Source organism: Rhodococcus sp. PD04 (assembly GCF_035918275.1).
Lineage (GTDB): Bacteria > Actinomycetota > Actinomycetes > Mycobacteriales > Mycobacteriaceae > Rhodococcus > Rhodococcus rhodochrous.
Window position 1 is genome coordinate 756515 of record NZ_CP142143.1, and the last position, 23172, is coordinate 779686.

Here is a 23172-nt window from a genome sequence, read left to right on the forward strand (position 1 = left end):
GCGGGGGCCGTTCGTCGTTCGTGCCCGAATTGACCGTCTTACAACGAAAGCGACAGATGACCCGTTCCACTGCGCTCGAAGACATCGTTCCGCTCTCGCCGCTGCAACAGGGCCTGCTCTACCTGAGTACCGTTGCGGCGCCGACCGGCTCGGTATCCGACAACACGGGTACGGCCGACCCCGACGCCTACACGGTGCAATCGGTGGTACGACTGTCGGGCGCGGTCGACGAGGGGCGGATGGCGGCCTCCGCCCAGGCGCTGCTCGATCGTCATCCGGCGCTGCGCACGTGCTTCCGTCCCCGAAAGGACGGCCGTACGGCGGGTCTCGTCGTGTCGGGCGTGGAGAATCCCTGGCGTAGCGAGGATCTGTCGGGTCTCGAACGCGCCGAGGCGGAACGCCGGCTCGAGCAGATCGTCGAGGACGACCTGCACGACTGGTTCGACCTCACGCAACCGCCGCTCGTGCGCTGGACCTTCGTGCGGTTCGGCGCCGACGAGGTGCGCCTGCTGCTCACCGCCCACCACATCGTCGTCGACGGCTGGTCGTCCCCGATCCTGGTACGCGAGCTGCTCGAGATCTACGCTGCCGGGGGATCGGCGTCGGGTCTGCCGTCCGTACGCCCCTACCGCGACTACCTCGCATGGCTCGGGCGCCAGGACCACGAGGCCGCCCGGTCGCTGTGGCGCGAGGCGCTCGACGGTGTGAGCGAACCGTCGCTCGTGGCACCGCCGGGCGCGACCCGCTCGTCGGAACGCTGCGGCGAACTCGACGTGCCGGTCCCCGACGGGCTCGGCGCGAAACTCGCGGAGCTCACCCGCGCAAGCGGGGTCACCCTCAACACGGTGCTGCAGACCGCGTGGGCGATGCTCCTGTCCGGTCTGCTCGGCCGCGACGACATCGTCTTCGGCGCGACGGTCTCCGGCCGCCCGCCGGAACTCGTCGGCGTGGAATCGATGGTCGGGCTGTTCATCAACACCGTGCCGGTGCGGGTGCGGCTCGATCCCACCGCGACCGTTACCGAGCTGCTGCGACGCGTGCAGCTCGAGCAGTCGCGCACCGTCGACCACCAGTATCTGGGCCTGTCCGAGGTGCAGCGCGCCGTCGGGATCGGTGAACTGTTCGACACCCTCACGGTGTTCGAGAGCTATCCCGTCGACCGCGACGCCCTCGAACGAGCGCAACGCGCCGGGGGAGTGACGATCACCGGCGTCGACGGACGCGACGCCACCAATTATCCGCTGGTACTCACCGCCGGCATGTCCGACAGGCTCGTCGTCAGGCTCGACCACCGCCCGTCGCTGATCGACGCGGACGAGGCCGCCGCCCTGGGCGCCCGACTCGTCGCAATCCTCGAGGCCCTGTGTGCCCGACCCGATGCGCGTGTCGCCGACCTCGATGTCCTGCCGTCCGCGGAACGGGAACACGTACTGAGCATCTGGTGCACCACACCCGCGGCGCCGTCGAGTGGCACCGTCGCCGAGCTGCTCGCGCACCGGTTCACCACCGGCACCGACCGCACCGCAGTGGTGTGCGGTGAGCAGGAATCGTCGTTCGGTGAACTCGGTGCGGCCTCGGCGCGACTCGCGCGGCTGCTCGTCGACCGCGGGGTGCGCCCCGACGACCGGGTCGGACTCGCACTTCCCCGGACCGGCACCATGGTCGACGCGATCGTCGCCGTCCTCACCGCCGGAGGCGCCTACCTGCCGCTCGACCCGTCCTATCCCGCCGACCGGCTGAAGCACATGATCACCGACGCCGCACCGCGACTGGTGGTCACCACCGGAGCCGTGCGCGCAGGTCTCGGCGACGTGCTCGACGGCGCCGACGTGCTGACACTCGACGACCCGGACGTCGGGGCCGCACTGTCGACGCTGTCGTCCGCTCCGCTCACGGACGCGGACCGGCGCGCTCCGCTCCACCCGGAGCACCTGGCCTATGTCGTCTACACCTCCGGTTCCACGGGTCTGCCGAAGGGCGTGGCCGTCACGCACGCCAATCTCGCCGATCTGCACGCCGCACAGACCGCCGGGCCCATGCAGGCCACCGATCGTGCGCCCCGCGACGGGCAGTGGCACGTGCTGCTGACCTATCCGTTCGCCTTCGACTCGGCGGTCGCCGCGCTCACCTGGCTCTTCGAAGGTCATGTGCTGCATGTGCTTCCCGACGAGTACCGCGCCGACGTCGACCACATCGTCGACTACGTGCGCACCCACGGCATCGACTACGTCGACACCGTGCCCGTCCTCATGAACCGCCTGCTCGACGCCGGGCTCCTCGCACCCGGCGGGCACGTCCCCGCGACCGTCACCGTGGGCGGCGAAGCGGTGAGCACCGCGCTGTGGCAGCGACTCGCCGCGAGCGACGTGGTGGCGACGAACTGCTACGGCCCCACCGAATGCACCGTCGACGCGACCTCCGCGCGCATCGCCGGGGACACCGTGACGATCGGCGGCCCGACCCCCGGCACGAGCGTGCGGGTTCTGGACCACTGGCTGCGTCCCGTGCCCGCCGGGGTCGCCGGTGAACTGTACGTCGCCGGAAACGGTGTCACCCGAGGCTATCTCGGCAGGCACGATCTCACCGCGGCGCGCTTCGTCGCCGATCCCCACGGGCCGGCCGGTTCCCGCATGTACCGCACTGGCGACGTCGTCCGCTGGACGGGCGACGGCGCACTCGAATACGTCGGCCGCGACGACGACCAGGTCAAGATCCGCGGATTCCGAGTGGAACCCGGCGAGATCGAGACCGCGCTCATCGCGCATCCGGCCGTGCGGAACGCCGTGGTGGTCGCACACACCGACGACCGGGGGACGACCCGACTCGTCGGCTACATCGACGGTGACGGACCCGACACCGCCGCCGTGCGGGCCGCGCTCGCCGAGCGGCTGCCCGACTACCTGGTCCCGGCCGTGCTCGTCGCTCTTCCCGTCCTTCCGGTCACGGCCAACGGCAAGGTCGATCGGAAGGCGTTGCCCGAACCCGACTTCTCGTCCCTGGCGGGTGCCGGCGAACCGCGCACCGAGACCGAGCGGACGCTGTGCGCCACCGTCGCCGACGTCCTCGGCCTCGACCGCGTGGGTGTCCACGACGACTTCTTCACCCTCGGCGGCGATTCCATCGTCTCCATCCAGCTCGTGTCGCGTCTGCGGGCGGCCGGGTTGCGTGTGACGGCCCGTCAGGTCTTCGAACTGCGCACCGCCGCCGCGCTCGCCGCAGCGTGCGAGGCACCCGCCGAGGAACCCCGGCGAGCCCGGACGGCGGCGACGGGCCCGGTGCCCGTCACCCCGATCGTGCACGAATCCCTCGCGTCCGGATCGTTCGACTCGCTGCGCCGGTTCACCCAGTCGCGGGTGCTCGTCGCCCCCGTCGGCTTGCGGGAGGCGGATCTCGTCGCGGGTGTGCGGGCACTGCTCGCGGCCCACCCGATGCTGCGCTCGCGGTTCACCGTGGGCGACACCGGACCGTCGTGGCTCGTGCCCGAGGGCCTCCCGGAGGCCGCGACGCTCGTCCGGCGGGTGGAGGTCCCGGCCACAGAGCAGTTCTCGTGGAGCGACCTCATCACCGAGGCGTCGTCGGAGGCCGTCGACGCGCTCGACCCCGAGGCCGGGGTCGTGCTCCGCGTGGTCTTCCTCGACCCGGGACCGCAGCAGGCCGGGCGGATCGTCGTCGTCGCGCACCACCTCGTCGTCGACGGGGTGTCGTGGCGGATCCTGGTGCCCGACCTCGCCGGTGCCGTCGACGCGGCCACCCGAGGGAAGACTCCCGCGCCGGAGGACACCGGAACGTCCTTCCGGGAGTGGGCGGAATCGCTCGTCGAGGCTGCCTCGTCCGAGCGGATCACCGGAACGGGAGCGGTCTGGGAATCCGCTCTCGCCACCGAGGGTGAGCCCGCGGTGGGAAGCCGAGTCCTCGACCCGCAGCGCGACATCGTATCGACCTCGGCATCCGTCGAGATCGACGTGCCGATCGACGTCACCGAACGCATCCTCACCACCGTGCCGTCCGCCCTCGGTATCGGCACCGGCGATGTGCTGCTCGCGGCCCTCGCACTTGCCGTCACCGACGTCTGCGGCGGATCCGTCCTACGAGTGCATCTCGAGGGGCACGGCCGTGAGGAACAGATCGTGCCCGGCGCCGACCTGTCGCGCACCGTCGGATGGTTCACCTCCCTGTACCCGGTGACCGTCGAACTCGGCGGAGACCGTGTGCTCGACGGCGGCGATCCGCTCCGGGCCGTCGCCCACGTGACCGAGTCGTTGAAACGCATACCCGACAACGGGATCGGCTTCGGTCTGTTGCGCTTCCTCGGTGACGACCGCGACCGCTTCGCCGGTTACCGGGCCCCGGAGGTGATGTTCAACTACCTCGGCCGGATGACCCTCGGCGATACCACCGACTCCGCGTGGTCCGCCGCACCCGAGGTGGCCGCACTCGGTGGTTCCGTCGACCCGGCCATGCCGCTCGACCACGTCCTCGACGTCAACGCGATCACGGAGGACGGACCGGACGGCCCCGCACTGTCGGCGGTGTTCACCTACGCCACCGGCGCGCTCGACGCCGATCGCGCCCACCGGATCGGGCAACGCTGGCTCGAGGCACTGCACCTCCTCACCGACACGGTCACCGGCGGCGGCGTCGGTGCACCCGTACCGTCGGTGCTCACCGCGTCCGGGCTGTCCGTCGACGAGGTACTCGCGCTGCACGCCGAGAATCCGGACGGCATCGAGGACGTCGTGCCGCTGACACCCCTGCAGCGCGGCATGTACTTCCTGGCCGGACTGGACGAACCGTCGGGATCGGGCGGTGCCGCCGAGGGCGTCGACGTCTACACGATGCAGACCGACCTCGCTCTCGACGGCAGGGTCGACGCCGGGACGATGCAACGCTCGGTGCGTGCACTCGTCGACCGGCACGCCGTGCTGCGCACCGGCTATCGACTCGGCGCAGCGGACGAACCGATCGGCGTCGTCCGTCGTATCGCCGAACCGCACTGGCAGGTCGTCGATCTCGGGGACGTCGAGCCCGGCGAACTCGACACGCGGGTGGCGGAACTGCTCGCCGCCGACCGCGCCCGCAGATTCGATCTCGCGGCCGCGCCCCTGGTGCGCTTCACGCTGGTGGTCGCCGGGCCGTCGCGGGCGCGACTGCTGTTCACGATGCACCACCTCGTCTCCGACGGCTGGTCCACCCCGCTGCTCGTGCAGGAACTCCTGCAGATCTACGCCGCCGGCGGATCCACCGCCGGCCTCGCGCCCGTCGCGCCGTTCTCGGACTACCTCGACTGGCTCGGCGCACAGGATGTCGCGGCCGGTGTCGAGGTGTGGCGCGAGCTTCTCGACGGTGTGGACGAACCCACCCTCGTCGCACCGTCCGGAACGGCGTTGCGACCGGAGTTCCCCGCCGAACTGACGGTCGTCGTACCCGACGGACTGTCGCAGCGACTGGTCGAGGCGAGCCGCGCGCAGGGTGTCACGGTGAACGGGCTCGTGCAGACCGCCTGGGGTCTTCTCGTCGGATCGCTCACCGGCAGAAATGATGTCGTATTCGGTGCGATCGTCTCCGGCCGCGTCCCCGACGTGCCGGGGGTGGAATCGATGATCGGCCTGTTCATCAACACCGTCCCGGTGCGCGTCCGCACGGAGGCGGGAGAGTCGATCACCGACCTCGTCGCGCGTACGCACGGCGCGCAGAACCGCGTGATGGACCACCAGTACGTGGGTCTCGCCGACATCCAGCGTGCCGTCGGCATCGGCGAACTGTTCGACACCCTCCTCGTCTTCGAGAACTATCCCGTCGACCGCGATGCCCTCGCCGCGGCGCAACGGGACGGCGGCGTGCGGGTCGGATCGGTCGGGGGTTCGGACGCCACGAACTTCCCGCTCGTGCTGGTCGCCGGGTTGGAGGGCGAACTGCACCTCGGCCTCGAGTACCGGACCGATCTGTTCACCGAGGACGACGCCACGGCATTGGGGGAGCGGCTCGTCCACATCCTCGACCAGCTCGTCGCCGAGAAGCCCGGCACCGTGGCGCAACTCGATGTGCTCACCGCCGACGAGCGGGCCGATCTGTGCAGCGACCGGTCGACGACCCCTGCGGCCCCGCCGAGCGGAGCGGCGACCGTCGCCGATCTCCTGGCACGACAGATCGCCCGTACCCCGCACGCACCCGCGGTGGTCGCCGACGGCACGACACTGTCGTTCGCGGAACTGGGCCGGCGATCCGCGCGACTCGCCCGGCTCCTCGTCGACGCCGGGGTCGGGCCGGAGACGGTCGTGGGACTCGCGCTGCCGCGATCCGAGCACATGGTCGTCGCGATCACCGCGGCGATCTGGTCGGGTGGTGTCTACGTACCGATGGACCCGTCCTATCCGCAGGATCGACTGGCGCACATGGTGTCCGATTCGCGTCCCCAGGTGATCGTCACGGTCGCCTCGGTTCTGGGTGGCATCGCCCCCGTCGCAGGCGACACGCGGATCGTGGTGCTCGACGACCCCGACCTGCAACTCGACGAATTCTCCACGGCCCCACTGACGGACGCCGACCGGCTCGGAGCGTTGCGCCCGCACAACGGTGTGTACGTCATCTACACCTCCGGTTCGACCGGACTGCCGAAGGGCGTCGCGGTCACGCACGCGAACCTGCTCAACCTGTTCGAGAGTCACCGCGCGGACCTCTACGTCCCGACCGTCGCGGCGTCCGGACGCGACTCCGTCGGCGTCGGGCACGCATGGTCGTTCGGCTTCGACGCGTCCTGGCAGCCCACCCTGTGGCTGCTCGACGGACACACCGTGCACGTCTTCGACGAGGACACCATGCGTGATCCCGAACGGATGGTCGCGTACACGCTCGAGCACGAACTCGACTTCCTCGAGGTCACCCCGTCCTTCCTCGACCGCATGCTCGCGGCGGGACTGTACGAGAGCGGACACCGCCCCGCCTCCGTCGGATTCGGTGGCGAGGCCGTCAATCCGGCGTCGTGGCAGCGACTGCGCGAGCTGACGGACGGGCGGGCCTTCAACCTCTACGGGCCCACCGAATGCACCGTGGACTCGCTCATCGGAGCCGTCACCGACGCCGACACACCGTGCCTCGGCCGGGCCGTGCACGGCGCCGGTGCCCACGTCCTCGACGCGATGCTCCGGCCCGTGCCGATGGGTGTGGTCGGCGAACTGTACGTCTCCGGTGCCGGGGTCGCCCGCGGATATCTCGGTCGGCCCGACCTCACGACGGTCCGGTTCCTGCCGGATCCCTTCGTCGCCGACGGCACCCGCATGTACCGCACCGGTGACCTCGTCCGGCGGGTCCGCGGCACCGACGGTCGGCCCGTGCTCGAGTTCCTCGGCCGCGGCGACGACCAGGTCAAGATCCGCGGCTTCCGGGTCGAACTCGGCGAGGTGGAGGCCGCGCTGACCGCGGTGCGTGGCGTGCGGGACGCGGTCGTGAACGCGCACACCGACACTCGTGGAGTGACACGTCTGGTCGGCTACGTGACCCCGGACGGTGACGTCGATCCGGCGGTCGTTCGTGCCACCGTCGCCGAGCGCCTCCCCGACCACATGGTGCCCGCCGTGGTGCTCGTGCTCGACACCTTCCCCGTCACCGCCAACGGCAAGGTCGACCGGAAGGCGCTGCCCGAGCCGGACTTCTCGTCGCTGGTCGGCGCCCGTGCACCGCGCACCGACACCGAACGGGTCCTTGCCGGACTCGTCGCGGACGTGCTCGGACTCGAACGAGTGGGGATCGACGACGACTTCTTCTCCCTCGGTGGTGATTCGATCGTCTCGATCCAGCTCGTGTCGAAGGTCCGGGCGGCAGGATCGTGGATCACGACCCGTCAGGTGATCGAACTGCGCACCGTCGAGGCACTCGCGGCTGCGATCGACAGTGACGGCGGACGGACCCGTCCGGCAACCGTCGGCGACGCCACGGGCGAGGTCACCGTCACGCCGATCATGTGGGACACCCTCGACCGGTGGACCGGTCTGTCCCGGTTCTCGCAGGCACGGCTGCTCGTCGCGCCGGTCGGGCTCACGCTCGACACGCTGCGGACGGCGGTCGAGGCGCTCGTGACCGCCCACCCGATGCTGCGCTCGATCTTCCGTGTCGACGACGAAGGCCGGCCGTCGTGGAGGGTCCCCGAGTCCGTTCCCGACCTCACGGGATCCGTGCGGCGCGTCGACGCGACGAGCCGGGATTGGGACGATCTGTTCGACGAGGAACGTGAGAACGCCTACGCAGCACTCGATCCCGGAAGCGGAGTCATGGTGCAGGTCGTGTGGTTCGACTTCGGGCCGCACCGGGCCGGACGCGTCCTGATGGTCGTGAACCACCTCGTGGTGGACGGCGTGTCGTGGCGCATCCTCGTCCCCGACCTCGCCGACGCCGTCGAACAGGCCGAGCGCGGAGAGCCGGTGAGGCTGACGTCGAGCGGCACACCCTTCCGGGTGTGGGCGGACGAACTCGCGAAGGCCGCCCGCTCGGAGCGGATCACCGCGTCGTGGTCGGCCTGGCAGCCGGCCGTCGACGCCGACGAACCGATGCTCGGCTCGCGTCCGCTCGACCCGGCACGCGACACCGTCTTCTCGACCCGCTCGGCCCGCGTGCAGCTGCCCGTCGACGTCACCGAACGGATCCTGGCCGCGGACGTCGTCGACGACATCCTGCTCTCGGCCCTCGCTGTCGCGGTGGCCTCGGTGCGCGGCGGCGACCACGTCCGCATCGACCTCGAGGGACACGGCCGGGAGGAACAGGTGGTCCCCGGCGCCGACCTGTCGCGCACGGTCGGCTGGTTCACGTCGATGTATCCGGTGACGGTGGATCTGTCGGAGGTCGACGTGGCGTCCGCGTCCCGGGACACCGACGCGGCGGGCGCGGCGCTGCGCGCGGTGGCACGCGCGTCGCGGGAACGACCCGACAACGGCATCGGCTTCGGTCTGCTGCGTCGACTGAACCCGGACTTCGGCGACCGCTTCACCCGGTACGTGCCGCCGGCCGTCGTCTTCAACTACCTCGGCCGGCTCACGCTCGGCGAAGCATCCGGCAGCCCGTGGTCGGGCGCACCGGGTGCCGCGGCGATCGGCGGTTCGGTGGATCCGGACATGCCGCTCGACCACGTCCTGCAGGTGGACGCGATCACCGAGGACACCCCGGACGGCGCGGTTCTAGAATGCGAGTTCGCCGCCGCAGCGGACGTGGTCGACGCGGACACGCTCGCCGAGATCGCGCGGATCTGGCAGGACACGGTGCAGGTCGTCGTCACCGCGAGAGAACTCACCGGCACCGCGCCGTAGGGCGTCTCCGGCACCGCCTACTAGGGCACAGCGCGCCTGCACACATCGAAAGAAGGAGAACACCATGCTCGATCGCACTACCGTCCTCGCCGACACCGCCCGGATCCTGGACATCGACGTCGACGAACTCGACCCCTCGGCGAGCCTCGTCGACCAGGGACTCGATTCCGTCCGGCTGATGGCCCTCGTGGAACAGTGGCGCAGCGCCGGCGTCGAGGTCGACTTCGTGGACCTCGCCTCGGCCCCCGACCTCGAGCAGTGGATCGCGCTGCTCACCCGCGGATGAGCGGGTGATCGTGGCCGTCTTCGAGAAGCTCTTCATCGACCTCGACCCGCTGCGGACCAGCCGCGAGTTCCGGTACCTGTTCACCGCACGCGTCGTCTCCCTGTTCGGTCTCGGTTTCCTCATCGTGGCCGTGCCCGTGCAGGTCTACCAGCTCACCGGCTCGACGGCGCAGGTCGCCGCCGTCTCCGCGGTGATCGGTGTGACCACCTTCGGGGCCACCTTCGCGGGCGGGGTGCTCGCCGACCGGTACGACCGGCGGAACGTCATCGCCCTCGCTCGCGGCACCGCAGGCGTCGCCTTCGCGCTGCTGGCGATCAACGCGTTCCTGCCCGAACCGCAGATGTGGGCGATCTACGTGCTCGCCGTCGTCGACGGCATCGCGGGCGGGATCTCGGCGACCGCGCTCATGGCGGTCACCCCCAGCTTGATCCCGCGCGACAAGCTCGCTGCGGCCGGCGCGCTCATGGCGCTGACCGCCGACCTCGGCTCCATGATCGGCCCGGCGCTCGGCGGTGTCGTCATCGCCGCCGGTGGTGTGGGCGTGGCCTACGCGCTCGCGGCGTTCACCACCGCGATCACCACCTTCTGCATCACCCGCCTGCCGTCGCTGCCCCCGACGCATGTCGCGGAGGAGTCACCGCTGAAGTCTGTGGTGTCGGGCTTCCGGTACGCGGCACACAACCGCGTGGTGGGGCAGGTGCTGATCGTCGGGTTCCTCGCGATGCTGCTGTCCGGCTGGGCCGTGCTGATCCCGGAGTTCGCCGACGAGGTGCTCGGCGTCGGACCGTCGGTGGTGGGCCTGCTCTACACCGCGCCCGCAGTCGGAGCCGTGATCGGCTCGCTGACCAGCGGCTGGACCGGCTCGATCCGCCGGTACGGGCTGGTGGTGTACCTGCTCATGGCGGTGTCCGCCGCCGGTCTGGTGGGTGCCGGCGCGACCGGCGTCCTCGCCGTCGTGCTGCTCGGCCTCGCCGCGCACGGTTTCGGCGACTCGCTCGCGGACGTCGTGCGGTACGCGACCGTCCAGCGCAACACCTCCGACGAGTACCGCGGACGGATCGCGGCCGTGTGGGGCGCGCAGGTGACGGCCGGTACCTCCGTCGGCGCAGTCGCGGCGGGCGTCGTGGCCTCACTGGTGCCGATCTCGATGGCCCTGACCGTCTACGGCGTGGCCGGTGTGGTGATCATCGCGATCATGTTCGTCGCGACCCCGACGCTGCGGCGGTTCGAGGACGCGGGCGATCTCGAAGCTGTGGGCTGACCTGCGGGTCGATGAGCGGGGCCGGGGTGAACCCCGGCCCCGCCTTCGCGTCGATCAGCGCCTTCGCGTCATACCCGTCCGTCGCGCGCCCAGGCCTCCACGGCCGAATACCCTTCGCTGACGCCCTGGGTGTAGGCGACGAGCGCGCCGTACAGCCGGGATCCCTCGGTGGCGAGCTCGATGGTGCCCACCCAGTCGGCAGCGCGTGCCATGACGTGCGCGGAGATGTCCTGCCGGTCGCGGGTCGCGGACGACACGATCCGGAACGCCTCGTCGGCGATCCGGAAGGTCTCGGCGACACCGCGCCAGAAGTACTCCGCGTCCATGGCAGAGCGCAGCGACTCGTAATCCGTCGTGTCCTGCATCGCCGTGGCGTGTGCCAGCCGCTGCAGAGCATGCTCCGCAGCCCCGACGGGGAAGTACGTCACGTCGTCGATGGTGTCCTTGCCGCCGCTTGTCGTTCTCACCGCAGAGATGGTGCCCGATCTCGAGCGAATACGAAACAGCGCGTAGGTAACGGTATAGGCACGCGGCGTGTCGCCTACCCGGCCGCCGCCGGACGGTTCTGGATCAGGCACACGCACGACACCAGCAGGGCGGCGCAGACCAGAACGGCGACGAACACCGGCGCCACGGACGCCGCCAACTGCGCCGCGTCGGGAGCCCCCATCGTGGTCTCGTCCGCTGCTGCACCACCGAGCGCGGCGTTGGCGAGCGCACCGAACACCGCCACACCGACCGCGCTGCCGATCGCGCGAGCGAAGGCGTTCGCCCCCGTGACGACGCCCCGCTCCGACCACTCGACACTCGACTGCGCCGCGATCAGCGACGGGCTGGCGATCAACCCCATCCCGAGACCGACGAGCACGCAGCAGACCGCGACCTGCCAGGGAGCCGACTCCACACCGACCTGCGTCAGCAGTGCCGCGCCGCAGAGCAGCGGCACCGCACCCACCAGGCCGGTGTTGCGGAAACCGATCCGCAGGTAGAACCGGCCCGACTGCGCCGCCGCGATCGGCCAGCCGATCGTCATCGTCGCCAGCGTGAAGCCCGCGACGAGCGCGGTGGTCCCCAGCGCGCCCTGCACGAACGACGGAACGTACGAGGTCAGACCCAGCACGACCGCCCCCACCAGGCACGATACCGCGCTGGTGGTGACGAGCACCCGCCGCGTGAACAGGCGGATCGGCAGGATCGGCTCGGCTGCGCGGGACTCGATCCACACGAACACCGCGATCAGCGTCGCGCCCGCGGCGAAGATGCCGATGCTCGGCGCCGACGTCCACGCCCACGACTGGCCGCCCTCGAGCAGTCCGAGGATCAACAGGGCGGCGCCCGCCGCGAGGGTCGCCGCGCCGGCCCAGTCCACCCGCGGTCGTGGTCCGGCCGGTTTCTCCTCGCGGAAGTTGCGGACGAGCACCCACGCCGCGAGGGCGCACAACGGCAGGTTGACCCAGAAGATCCACCGCCACGACAGGAAGTCGGCGAAGATGCCTCCCACGGCCGGGCCGACCACCGCCGACATGCCCCACACGCTGGCCAGATAGCCCTGCGCCTTGGCCCGCTCGGCGACCGTGTAGATGTCCCCGGCGATGGTCTGCGCCATCGGCAGCACCGCACCGGCGCCGAGTCCCTGCACCGCGCGGAACGCGATCAGCGCCGGCATGCTCCACGACAGCGCGCACAGCACCGAACCCGCCGCGAACACCCCGATCCCGAACAACAGGAGCGGAGTGCGGCCGAAGACGTCGGAGAGCTTGCCGTAGACGGGGACGAGCACCGCCTGCGTGAGCAGGTAGGCGGAGAACAACCACGGGAACTGCGTGAAGCCACCCAGGTCCGCGACGATCGTCGGGACCGCGGTGGCCAGGATCGTGCTCTCGAGCGCCACGAGGGAGGTGGCGAGCATCAGAGCGATGAGGATCGGGCCCCGATCGGACCTGAACCCGACGTCCACCCGCGACGATGCGGCCATGCCACTCCTGTTCTCGCTCGCGTCGCTGCTCCGTCGTGCTGTGACCGAGTGGGATATCCGCCACGGGGTGCGGTACGCCCACTCGATGAGCACTAGGGTGTCAGCGTGCGTCCTTCACTCGAGTCCTACCAACACCTCGCCGGCGGCAAGGTGCGTGATCTGTACGTGATCGACGACGAGCACCTGCTCCTCGTCGCCAGTGACCGGATCTCGGCCTACGATCACGTGCTCGAGACCCCGATCCCCGACAAGGGGCGGGTCCTCACTGCGATGAGCGTGTTCTTCTTCAAGCTGCTCGACGCCACCAACAACCATCTCGCGGGAGAACCCGACGACGAGCGTATCCCCGAGGAGGTCCTCGGCCGTGCCCTCGTGGTCAAGCGCCTCGAGATGGTGCCCGTCGAGTGCGTCGCCCGCGGCTTCCTCACCGGCTCCGGCCTCCTCGACTACCAGGCCACGGGCTCCGTCTGCGGTGTCGCCCTGCCCGAGGGTCTCGTCGAGGCCAGCAGGCTGCCCGAGCCGATCTTCACCCCGGCCAGCAAGGCCGCGCTCGGCGACCACGACGAGAACATCTCGTTCGACGACGTCGTCGAGAAGGTCGGCCTGAACCTGGCGATGAAGCTGCGCCAGGACACGCTCGACATCTACGACCGCGCCGCCATGTACGCCTCCGAACGCGGCATCCTGCTCGCCGACACCAAGTTCGAGTTCGGTCTCGACAAGGCCGGCAACCTGGTGCTCGCCGACGAGGTCCTCACTCCGGATTCGTCCCGCTACTGGGACGCGAACGAGTACGAGGAGGGCAAGGTGCAGCCCAGCTTCGACAAGCAGATCGTCCGGAACTGGCTCACCGGACCCGAATCGGGCTGGGACCGCGCCTCCGACACCCCGCCCCCGCCGCTGCCGCAGTACGTCGTCGACAAGACGCGTGCCCGCTACATCGAGGCGTACGAACGTATTTCGGGAATGTCCTTCGACGATTGGATCGGCTGACCGCATATGACCTCCTCGAAGATCGCTCCGCCGGTCGCGAAGAAGGTGCCCCTCGAGCGCACCCACCACGGGCACACCTTCGTCGACGACTACGAATGGCTGCGCGACAAGAACGACCCCGAGGTCGTCGCGTACCTGGAGGCGGAGAACTCGTACACCGAGGCGCAGACGGAGCATCTCGCTCCGCTGCGTGAGGCGATCTTCGAGGAGATCAGGTCGCGCACCCAGGAGACCGACATGTCGGTCCCCACCCGGATGGGCGACTGGTGGTACTACGCCCGCACCGTCGAGGGCAAGCAGTACGCGATCCAGTGCCGGTGCCCGATCACCGACGCCGACGACTGGACGCCGCCGAACGTCACGCCGGGTGTCGAACTTCCCGGCGAGCAGGTGCTCCTCGACGGCAACGTCGAGGCCGAAGGGCACGAGTTCTTCTCGCTCGGAGCGTTCTCGATCAGCCACGACGGCACCCTGCTCGCGTACTCGACCGACGTCGTGGGCGACGAGCGCTACACCCTGCGCATCAAGGACCTCACCACCGGTGAGATGCGGTCGGACGAGATCCCCGGCACCGCACCGGGAGCGACGTGGGCGCTCGACCACAGCCACGTCTTCTACCAGACGGTCGACGAGTCGTGGCGGCCCGACACCGTCTGGCGGCACAAGCTCGGCACCTCCGTCGACGAGGACGTGAAGGTCTTCCACGAACCCGACGAGCGGTACTGGGTGTCGATCGGATCGACCCGCAGCGAGAAGTACCTCATGATCTGGGTCGGGTCGAAGATCACCACCGAGGGGTGGGTGCTCGAATCCGAGAACCCCACAGGCGAATTCCGTGTGATCCTGCCGCGCCGCGAAGGTGTCGAGTACGGCGCCGAGCACGCCGTGATCGCCGGCGAGGACCGCTTCCTGATCCTGCACAACGACGTCGACCCCGAGACGGGGGAGAAGGCCGAGAACTTCGTCCTCGCCGAGGCTCCCGTCGACGACCCGTCCGCGCTGCGCACCCTGATCGAGCACCGGCACGACGTGCGCCTCGAGGACGTCGACGCGTTCGAGGGACACCTCGTGCTCGGCTACCGCCGCGAGGCCCTCACGCGACTCGCGGTGTGGCCGTTGACCGACGAGGGCTACGGCAAGCTCACCGAACTCGAGTTCGACGAGGAACTCTTCGCCGTCGGACCGGGCGCGAACCCCGAGTGGACCCAGCCCACACTGCGTCTGGGCTACACGTCGTTCATCACCCCGAGCCGGGTCTACGACTACACGGTGAGCACCGGCGAGCTGAAGCTGCTGAAGTCGCAGCCCGTGCTCGGCGAGTTCGACCCGACGCTCTACGAGCAGCGCCGCGAGTGGGCGACGGCCGAGGACGGCACGAAGATCCCGCTGTCGATCGTTGCGCGCAAGGGCACCTCCGAGAACGCCCCCACCCTGCTGTACGGCTACGGCTCGTACGAGGCCAGCATCGACCCGGCCTTCTCCGTCGCACGCCTGTCGCTGCTCGACCGGGGCATGGTCTTCGCGGTCGCGCACGTGCGCGGCGGCGGCGAGATGGGCCGGCACTGGTACGAGAACGGCAAGTCGCTGACGAAGAAGAACACCTTCACCGACTTCGTGGCGTGCGCGCGGCACCTGATCGACACCGGCGTCACGAGCCCGGAGAAGCTCGTCGCCGACGGCGGCAGTGCCGGTGGCCTGCTCATGGGTGCGGTCGCGAACATCGCGCCCGAGCTGTTCGCCGGCATCCTCGCAAACGTCCCGTTCGTCGACCCGCTCACCTCGATCCTCGATCCGTCCCTGCCGCTCACGGTGATCGAATGGGACGAGTGGGGCAACCCGCTCGAGAACCCCGAGGTGTACGAGTACATGCGCTCGTACAGCCCCTACGAGAACGTCGAGGCCAAGGACTACCCGGCGATCCTCGCGATCACCAGCATCAACGACACCCGCGTGCTCTACGTCGAACCCGCCAAGTGGGTCGCCAAGCTGCGCGCGACGAAGACCGGCGATGCCCCCTTGCTGCTCAAGACGGAGATGAGCGCGGGGCACGGCGGTGTGTCGGGTCGCTACGAGAAGTGGCGCGAGGTCGCGTTCGAGTTCGCGTGGGTGCTCGAGACGTCCGGCGCCTACCGCGCGGAGGCGTCCGCGCAGTAGCGGCTCGTCCTCGAGCACTACCTGCCGTGAGCTACTCGTATCCGCTCGCTTCTTCGTCATCCGCTACGGCAATTGCTGTAGCGGATGACCGAACTCGTAGCGGATGAGCGCAGCGTCAGTTGTAGGAGTCGAGCATCTCCTGCGGCAGCGGGTCCAGCATGACGATCTGCGAGCCGTCCCAGGTGTACCGCACTGTCGCGGGGCCGCCCTCGGGGCAGCAGAACGGCTCGTCGCCGGCGAGCCAGCGGTACTCCGCCGTGACCGTGTCGTCGGAGGCGTCGACCACCGAGGTGTACGCGTACGGCTCCGACGTCGCAGTACCGAGATAGCTGCCGTCGGCGAAGAACAGCAGGTGTTCGGGGGAGGACGCACTGTTCCCGCCCACCGCGACCAGCCACATCAACGACGGGCAGTCGCCGACGACGGCATCGGTGGAGTCCTCGACCTGCCATGCGAACCCGTCGTCGCTCAGACCCGCGAGCGCGTCCGCGACAGGAGGCGCCGCCGGGTCGAGACACAGCCCGTCGCCTTCGAGCGCCGACGCCTCCCGCGTGGGTTCGATCGGCGCGGGTGCTGCGGTCGACTCGGCAGGTGCAGGTCGCGTCGTGTTCGCGCCGGTGGGCTCCGCGGTCGCGTTTGCGGAGGTCGTGGTGGGGGCGGGCGTCGTATCGTCGTTCCCGCATGCCGCGAGCAACGTCGTTGCGACGACGGGGATCAGGAGCGCGGTCGGTCGGAATCTCACGTGTGTGCCTCCTCGGTGGAGTCGGACGGGTGATCACCCGGTACGTCGCGACTCGCCGGCGCACCCGTTAACGGAGTTATCGCATCGTTGTCGCCTCGTCATCGGGACATCCGCTCCACAGTTCGTCATCCGCTACAGCAATTGCCGAAGCGGATGACGAACTGTGTAGCGGACGCGCGACCGCTCACCTGCGGAGTTCGTACCGGACCTGGGGTCGGCCGGCGCGGCCGTACTCGGTGAGGCGGGTCGCGGCACCGTCGTCGGCGAGCCGTTCGAGGTAACGCCACGCCGTGACGCGTGAGACCCCCACGGCCGAGCCGACTTCCGCGGCGGTGCGCGGGCCGTCGGCGTCGTGGAGGAAATCGGTGATCTTCGACAGCGTGTCGGGGGAGATGCCCTTGGGGGTCGACGGGCGGGAACTGCTCGTGCGCAGCGCCGCCATGGCGCGGTCGATGTCGTGCTGACCCGCCGCCGTCTCCGCGTCGCGCAGCGCCGAGCGATAGGCCACGTACTGCTCGAGTTTGTCCTGCAGCGCCGCGAAGGTGAACGGCTTGAGCAGATACAACACCACGCCCCGCGCGACCGCCGTCCGCACGACCTCCAGATCGCGGTTCGACGTGACGGCGATGATGTCGGGGCTCGGACGACCGGCGCTCAGGCGCGCGGCGACCTCGAGGCCGTTCGTGTCGGGGAGCCCGATGTCGAGCAGCACCAGATCGACCGGCGTTCCTGCCCGCGCCGCCGACGCGACCGCCCGCACGGCGTCGCTGCCCGTGTGCGCGACGCCCACCACCTCGAATCCGTCCACCCTGCCGACGTATTCGCGGTGGGCCTCGGCGATGAGCGGCTCATCCTCGACGATGAGCACCCGGATCACGACGCGCCCCCGAGGGGGATCTCGGCGACGATCATCGATCCCAGCGACGGTTCGGTGCGCAGTGTGCCACCGTGACGCGCGACGACCTGGGCGACAAGCGCGAGTCCGAGACCGCGCTGCTCGGACTTGGTGGAGTACCCGCGCTGCATGGCCCGGGCCAGCACTTCCGGCGACATCCCCGGTCCGCTGTCGGCGACCTCGACGATCATCGACGAATCCTCCTGGCGCACAGTAACCTCCACCCATGGATCGTCCGACGCATGGGAGGCGTCGATGGCGTTGTCGATGAGATTCCCGACGAGAGTGACGATATCGCGCGCCGGGATCGGCACCGGACCGAGTTCCGTGTCGTCGGTGACGGTCAGTTCCACACCGCGTTCGGCGGCCTCGTCGATCTTGCCGAGCAGCAGGGCCGACAGCGCCGGTTCGTGGACGGCACCGGTCAACCTGTCGATCAGGTGCTGGGACACCGCCAGTTCCTGCGTCGCGAAGGCGACCGCCTCCTCCGGCCGGCCGAGCTCGACCATCGTGATGATGGTGTGCAGGCGGTTCGCCGACTCGTGTGCCTGCGCACGCAGTGACTCGGCGAACCCGCGGACCGAGTCGAGTTCACCCAGGACACCGCGTAGTTCGGTGTGGTCGCGAAGAGTGACGACCGTGCCGATGCGTCGCCGTTTCCACAGCACCGCATCGCTGTTCACCACCAGGACCCGGTCCCGGGTCAGATGCACCTCGTCGCGTGCCTCGTCGGCGACGGCGAGTTCGCGCACCGTCGCGGGCAGACCGTCGAACTCCACCGCGCCGACGGGCTCCAGCCCGAGCAGCCGGCGGGCCTCGTCGTTGACGATGTCGACGCGGGGGGAACCGTCTGCGGTGCCGAACACCAGTAGTCCCTCACCGATCGAGTGCAGGACGGCGTCGTGGTGTTCGTACATGCGCCGCAGCTGGTCGGGATTGAGGCCGAGGGTCTGCCGGCGGAGCCGCCGGGAGATGAGGTAGCCGCCCGCCGCGGTGACCACGAGCCCGGCCGCCACCAGACCGAGGATGCCCGGCAGGCTCCGCACGAAGTTCTCGGCGATCCTCTCCCGCGTCACCCCGACCGACACGAACCCGACGAGCGTGCCGTCGTCGTAGACGGGGGCGATGGTGCGTATCGACGGGCCCAGGCTGCCGGTGTACGTCTCGGTGAACGGCGTGCCCGAGCGGGCCTCGTCGGTGTGACCCGTGTAGGGGAGTCCGATCTGCTCCGGGACCGGGTGTGTCACACGGATACCCTCGGGGTCCACGACGACGACGAAGTCCACCCCGGTCGCCTCACGGATCTGCTCGGCGCGGGGTTGGAGCGCTGCCGTCGGATCAGGAGCGACCAATCCGTCCGAGACCTCCGGGAAGAGCGCGGCGGTCACTGCGATATCCGTCACGGTGCGGCGTGTGGCCTCGTCGGCGTCGCCGCGTTCGTCGACGACGATGAGCGCGCCCGCCACGATCGCTACCACCGTGAACACCACCAGTTGGAGGATGAGCAGCTGGCCCGCCACGCTCATCGGCGGTCTCGCCTCGCGACGGTTCACCGGTCACCTCCCGTGAACACTATGTACACAAACTTCTCCCGCAGTGAGCGGACCACCACCATTTCCCTGTGTGGACGTGATGCCGGTCACCGCCCGGGCGCGGAGAGGCCCTACCAGGGTCCCGTAGTACCCGACCGAACCACGGTCGATTCCCGAGTCCTCGCCGGTGCGTCACCGCATCCCGTTATCCGTGAACATCGCGCGACGAGCCCGCGCATGATCGAAGGGCACTCCATGAGCACCACAACAGTGCGTGGCGAGAAGAGCCGCGACCGTACCCACTGGCTGTACATCGGCGTCATCATCGCTGTCGTCGCCGGTATCGCCGTCGGATGGCTGGCCCCGGAGACGGGCAAATCGCTCGGTGTCCTCGGCACCATGTTCGTCGACCTGATCAAGATGATGATCAGCCCGGTGATCTTCTGCACCATCGTGCTCGGCATCGGGTCGGTCCGGGCCGCGGCGAGTGTCGGCCGGATCGGCGGACTCGCGCTGATCTACTTCGTGGGCATGTCGACCGTGGCACTCGCGATCGGCCTCGGTGTGGGCAACCTGCTCGACCCGGGCTCGGGCCTGACCCTCGACCCGGCCAACGCCGGTTCGGGTGCCGAACTCGCCGAGAAGGCGCACGCGGCCGGCGGCACCGTCGACTTCATCGCGTCGATCATCCCGACTTCCCTGCTCTCCGCACTGACCGCAGGCAGTGTCCTGCAGACCCTGTTCGTGGCGCTGCTCGTCGGCTTCGCGATCCAGGGCATCGGCAAGTCGGGTGAACCGATCCTCCGCGGCATCGGCCACCTGCAGAAGCTCGTCTTCCGCATCCTGACGATGATCCTGTGGCTCGCCCCGATCGGTGCGTTCGGCGCCATCGCCAACGTCGTCGGTCAGACCGGACTGAGCGCGGTCCTGCAGCTCGGTGTGCTGATGATCGCCTTCTACCTCACGTGCGTCGTGTTCGTCTTCGGCGTCCTCGGATCGCTGCTGCGGGCCGTCGCCGGTGTCTCGGTGTTCAAGCTCGTGAAGTACCTCGCCCGCGAGTACCTGCTCATCTTCGCGACGTCGTCGTCGGAGTCCGCGCTGCCGCGCCTGATCGCCAAGATGGAGCACCTCGGTGTCCAGCGCACCACCGTCGGCGTGGTCGTGCCCACCGGCTACTCGTTCAACCTGGACGGCACCGCGATCTACCTGACGATGGCCGCTCTGTTCGTCTCCGACGCGATGGGCAGCCCGCTGAACATGGGCGAGCAGCTCTCGCTCCTGCTGTTCATGATCGTCGCCTCGAAGGGTGCGGCCGGGGTCACCGGTGCCGGGCTGGCGACGCTGGCCGGCGGTCTGCAGAGTCACCGTCCCGACCTGCTCGACGGCGTCGGCCTGATCGTCGGTGTCGACCGGTTCATGTCCGAGGCGCGAGCCGTCACCAACTTCTCCGGCAATGCCATCGCGACCCTGCTCATCGGCACCTGGACCCGGTCGGTGGACCGTGAACGCGTCGACGAGGTGCTCAGCGGACGGTTGCCGTTCGACGAGAGCATGATGATCGACGATCACGAGCCCGCTCCCGAGCGCGAACCGGCGAAGCTGGAGAAGGTCTCCGTCTGATCCGGCATCCGCTACGACAATGGCTGTCCGCTACGGAAATTTCCGTAGCGGACAGCCATTTCTGTAGCAACCAGGAGCCGGCGGCGACAGCAGATCTACGCGCCGGCGGCGACGAAACGCTGGTGCAGTTCGCCGATGCCTTCGATCCAGCTGTCGAGCTGTTCACCGGCGCGCAGGTAGCGCTGCGGGTCGCGGCCCATGCCCACCCCGGCGGGTGTGCCGGTGAAGATCACGTCGCCCGGGTACAGGGTGACGTTGCGCGACAGCTCGGCGACCAGCGCGGGGACGGAGAAGATCATCTCCCGCGTGCGGCCCTTCTGGACCTCCTCGCCGTCGATCGCGCACCCGAGTTCGAGATCGTCCGGGTCGGCGAACTCGTCGGGGGTGACGAGCCACGGACCCTGCGGAGCGAAGCCCTGATACGACTTGGCGAGACCGAACTGGGGCGCCGGTCCGCGCATCTGGGCGACGCGTTCGGAGATGTCCTGCCCCGCCGTCAGGCCCGCGACGTACGACCAGGCGTCTGCTGCGTCCACGTCGCGTGCCTCCCGACCGATGACGGCGACGAGTTCGATCTCCCAGTCGACGTTGCCGCCGTCCGGGATCGTGACCTCGGAGTCGGGGCCGGTGAACGCGGAGACGTACTTGGTGAACACCGGGGGCAGATGTGTGGGGGCCTCGAAGCCCGATTCGGCGGCGTGGTCGTCGTAGTTCAACCCGACCGCGAAGACCTGACGGGGCGCGGGGGAAGGGGCGCCGAGCCGGGCACGGTCGATCGCAGCGTGATCGGTGACGTCCGCGTCCGCTGCCCACGCCCGCACCTCGTCCCACGACTCGTAGATCGAGGTGAGGTCCGGTCCGAACCGGCCGTCGGACGCGGTGGCGATGTCGATGCCCCGCTCGTTGCCGGAGTCACCGACGACGAGGACGGCTCGGTTGTCGAGGTTGGCGATGCGCATGTGTTCTCCTCGAGGGACTGGAAGGCGTTACCGGGCGTCGGGCCCGAACAGTGCGGACAGGTCGATTCGATCATCCGAGGCCAGGATCGCGCGCACTCGGGACAGCAAGGCGTCGGCGGACTCCCCGAAACCTGCATGTCGCAGGTTCGCCACGAACTTGGCGTCGACGTCGGCGCGTCCGGCGGGCACGCCGCGAGGGTCACCCCACGGATGGTCGATACGGTCGGCACGGGTTCGTCCGTCGTCCGCTCGGATCTCGAGATGCGCCGCGGTCAACGGGAACGATGCCTGGGCTGCGGGCCGGAGACGGACGAGGCGCGCGATCCGGAGAACCTCCGGGTCGTTGCGGAACGGGTCGTCGAAATGGGCGGGCACCGGTCGTCCTCGGACCAACGCGTTCGCAGTCTGGAACCGGAAGCCGAACAGGGCCGCCGGCCGGGACACCTCCGCGCCCTCGACCGGGAGGTCCAGGGGCGAGCCGATGTGGTGCGGATGGACGGTGAGGGTGACCTCCCGGATGGTGCTCGGGTCGGCGACCTCGCGGAGGTTCCTGGCGACGTCGATCGGACCGTGTGTGAACCGGCAACCCGGGTAGGGCTTGACGATGCGGTCCCCGAAGTACACCTCACCGAGGCCGGCCGTCACCGAGGACTCGGCGGGGAGCCCTGCGCCGTACGTGCGGAACAATCCGAAGCGACCGTCCAACGCGCCGTCGCCACCTGCATAACCGTGCCGGGCCAGATCGGCGGCCTCGACGCCGTCGCGTGCGGCGAGTCCTTGCACGAAGGTGAACGCATCACTGTGCTCGTCGATGGCCTGGAAGGTTCCCGACACCTGCTGGAGCACCAGTCCCCATGCTTGCACCAGTTCGTCCGCACTCAGGTTCCACAGCCGGGCGGCGACGACGGCCGAGGCGAACCGATTGATGAGGCCGGGGTTGTCCCATCCGGTCCCGGGGACGAATTCGAGTGCTCTGCTGATCCGTGCGGCCACGTCGTCGGCGACGACGAGGGCTTCGAGCATCGCCCGTGCCGAAGCGCCACAGTCCTCGGCCAGGGCGACGGCCACGGGAACGGTCGTCTCCGAGATGTGGGACCAGATCGGTGACGCCCCGTCGAACGGGGTCAGGGGGCCGAAGTCGTAGGCGCGGGAGAGAAGCGCATTGGCGTAGGACGCCGCGGCAGGCCCGACCTTTCCGTCCTCGAGCGGGACGGAGGACCGGCCGGGCGCGGAGTTACGGGCGACGAGTGCTGCGGCCCGGCGGGTCGAATCGACCCGTGTGCCTGCGACCATGCAGCCCAGCGTGTCCACGACCCGATCGAGAAGGTACTGATCGTGCGGAGACTCGAAGGCCGCGTCCGGGGTCGCTTCGACGGCATGGGACGCCAGGGTGCGTGCGAGATTCACAGTGGAGGATCTCCTGATGTCTCTGCGAGCGAGCGGAGCCCCGGCGCATGCCGAC

General features: G+C 69.5%; 13 protein-coding genes. 6 read left to right on the forward strand and 7 right to left on the reverse strand.

What is annotated here, in order from left to right; all coding sequences use genetic code 11:
- The first annotated feature begins 56 nt into the window (after positions 1-56).
- The 3 genes from U9J23_RS03515 (at position 57) to entS (ending at position 10840) form a co-directional block, all read left to right on the forward strand.
- A complete protein-coding gene (locus U9J23_RS03515; RefSeq protein WP_326601420.1) occupies positions 57-9293 on the forward strand; it encodes a non-ribosomal peptide synthetase in 9237 nt (3078 codons plus the stop codon).
- Positions 9294-9357: 64 nt separating this feature from the next.
- A complete protein-coding gene (locus U9J23_RS03520; protein WP_059382429.1) occupies positions 9358-9579 on the forward strand; it encodes a phosphopantetheine-binding protein in 222 nt (73 codons plus the stop codon).
- A gap of 10 nt (positions 9580-9589) precedes the next feature.
- The gene (gene entS / locus U9J23_RS03525) at positions 9590-10840 is read left to right on the forward strand and encodes an enterobactin transporter EntS (protein ID WP_172414896.1); all 1251 of its coding nucleotides are present in this window, start codon (positions 9590-9592) and stop codon (positions 10838-10840) included.
- 68 nt (positions 10841-10908) lie between these two features.
- On the opposite strand, the gene U9J23_RS03530 is transcribed toward entS, so the two are convergent.
- Together U9J23_RS03530 and U9J23_RS03535 are read right to left on the reverse strand one after the other, a co-directional pair.
- Complete coding sequence (locus tag U9J23_RS03530; RefSeq protein ID WP_085469349.1) at positions 10909-11307, reverse strand: hypothetical protein; 399 nt, start codon at positions 11305-11307, stop codon at positions 10909-10911.
- Positions 11308-11381: 74 nt separating this feature from the next.
- Complete coding sequence (locus tag U9J23_RS03535) at positions 11382-12815, reverse strand: MDR family MFS transporter (protein ID WP_059382427.1); 1434 nt, start codon at positions 12813-12815, stop codon at positions 11382-11384.
- A gap of 105 nt (positions 12816-12920) precedes the next feature.
- Here U9J23_RS03535 and U9J23_RS03540 point away from each other — a divergent pair, with 105 nt between their 5' ends.
- A complete protein-coding gene (locus U9J23_RS03540; protein WP_085469348.1) occupies positions 12921-13808 on the forward strand; it encodes a phosphoribosylaminoimidazolesuccinocarboxamide synthase in 888 nt (295 codons plus the stop codon).
- Positions 13809-13814: 6 nt separating this feature from the next.
- Positions 13815-15962, forward strand: coding sequence for a S9 family peptidase (locus U9J23_RS03545; RefSeq protein ID WP_326601425.1), 2148 nt, complete (start codon positions 13815-13817; stop codon positions 15960-15962).
- A gap of 115 nt (positions 15963-16077) precedes the next feature.
- Here the strand turns inward: U9J23_RS03545 and U9J23_RS03550 are convergent, their stop codons facing one another.
- The 3 genes from U9J23_RS03550 to U9J23_RS03560 all read right to left on the reverse strand — a co-directional run bounded on the left by U9J23_RS03550 (position 16078) and on the right by U9J23_RS03560 (position 19125).
- Positions 16078-16704: an LppP/LprE family lipoprotein gene (locus U9J23_RS03550; protein WP_085469346.1), complete on the reverse strand. Its 627-nt coding sequence runs from the start codon at positions 16702-16704 to the stop codon at positions 16078-16080.
- A gap of 184 nt (positions 16705-16888) precedes the next feature.
- A complete protein-coding gene (locus tag U9J23_RS03555) occupies positions 16889-17581 on the reverse strand; it encodes a response regulator (protein WP_120281438.1) in 693 nt (230 codons plus the stop codon).
- Positions 17578-19125, reverse strand: coding sequence for a sensor histidine kinase (locus tag U9J23_RS03560; protein WP_272266953.1), 1548 nt, complete (start codon positions 19123-19125; stop codon positions 17578-17580). Before U9J23_RS03560 ends, U9J23_RS03555 begins: the two co-directional genes overlap by 4 nt.
- A 261-nt stretch (positions 19126-19386) precedes the next feature.
- Here U9J23_RS03560 and U9J23_RS03565 point away from each other — a divergent pair, with 261 nt between their 5' ends.
- Positions 19387-20751 carry a cation:dicarboxylate symporter family transporter gene (locus U9J23_RS03565; protein ID WP_272266952.1) on the forward strand — a complete coding sequence of 455 codons (1365 nt, stop codon included), beginning with the start codon at positions 19387-19389 and terminating at the stop codon, positions 20749-20751.
- Between the two features lie 95 nt (positions 20752-20846).
- On the opposite strand, the gene U9J23_RS03570 is transcribed toward U9J23_RS03565, so the two are convergent.
- Both U9J23_RS03570 and U9J23_RS03575 read right to left on the reverse strand, forming a co-directional pair.
- Positions 20847-21710 (reverse strand): fumarylacetoacetate hydrolase family protein, encoded by an 864-nt coding sequence (locus tag U9J23_RS03570; RefSeq protein ID WP_272266950.1) that lies wholly within the window; start codon positions 21708-21710, stop codon positions 20847-20849.
- A 27-nt stretch (positions 21711-21737) separates the two neighbouring features.
- Entirely contained in the window at positions 21738-23117 is a 1380-nt protein-coding gene (locus U9J23_RS03575) for an MmgE/PrpD family protein (protein WP_272266949.1), read from the reverse strand.
- Between the last annotated feature and the right edge of the window lie 55 nt (positions 23118-23172).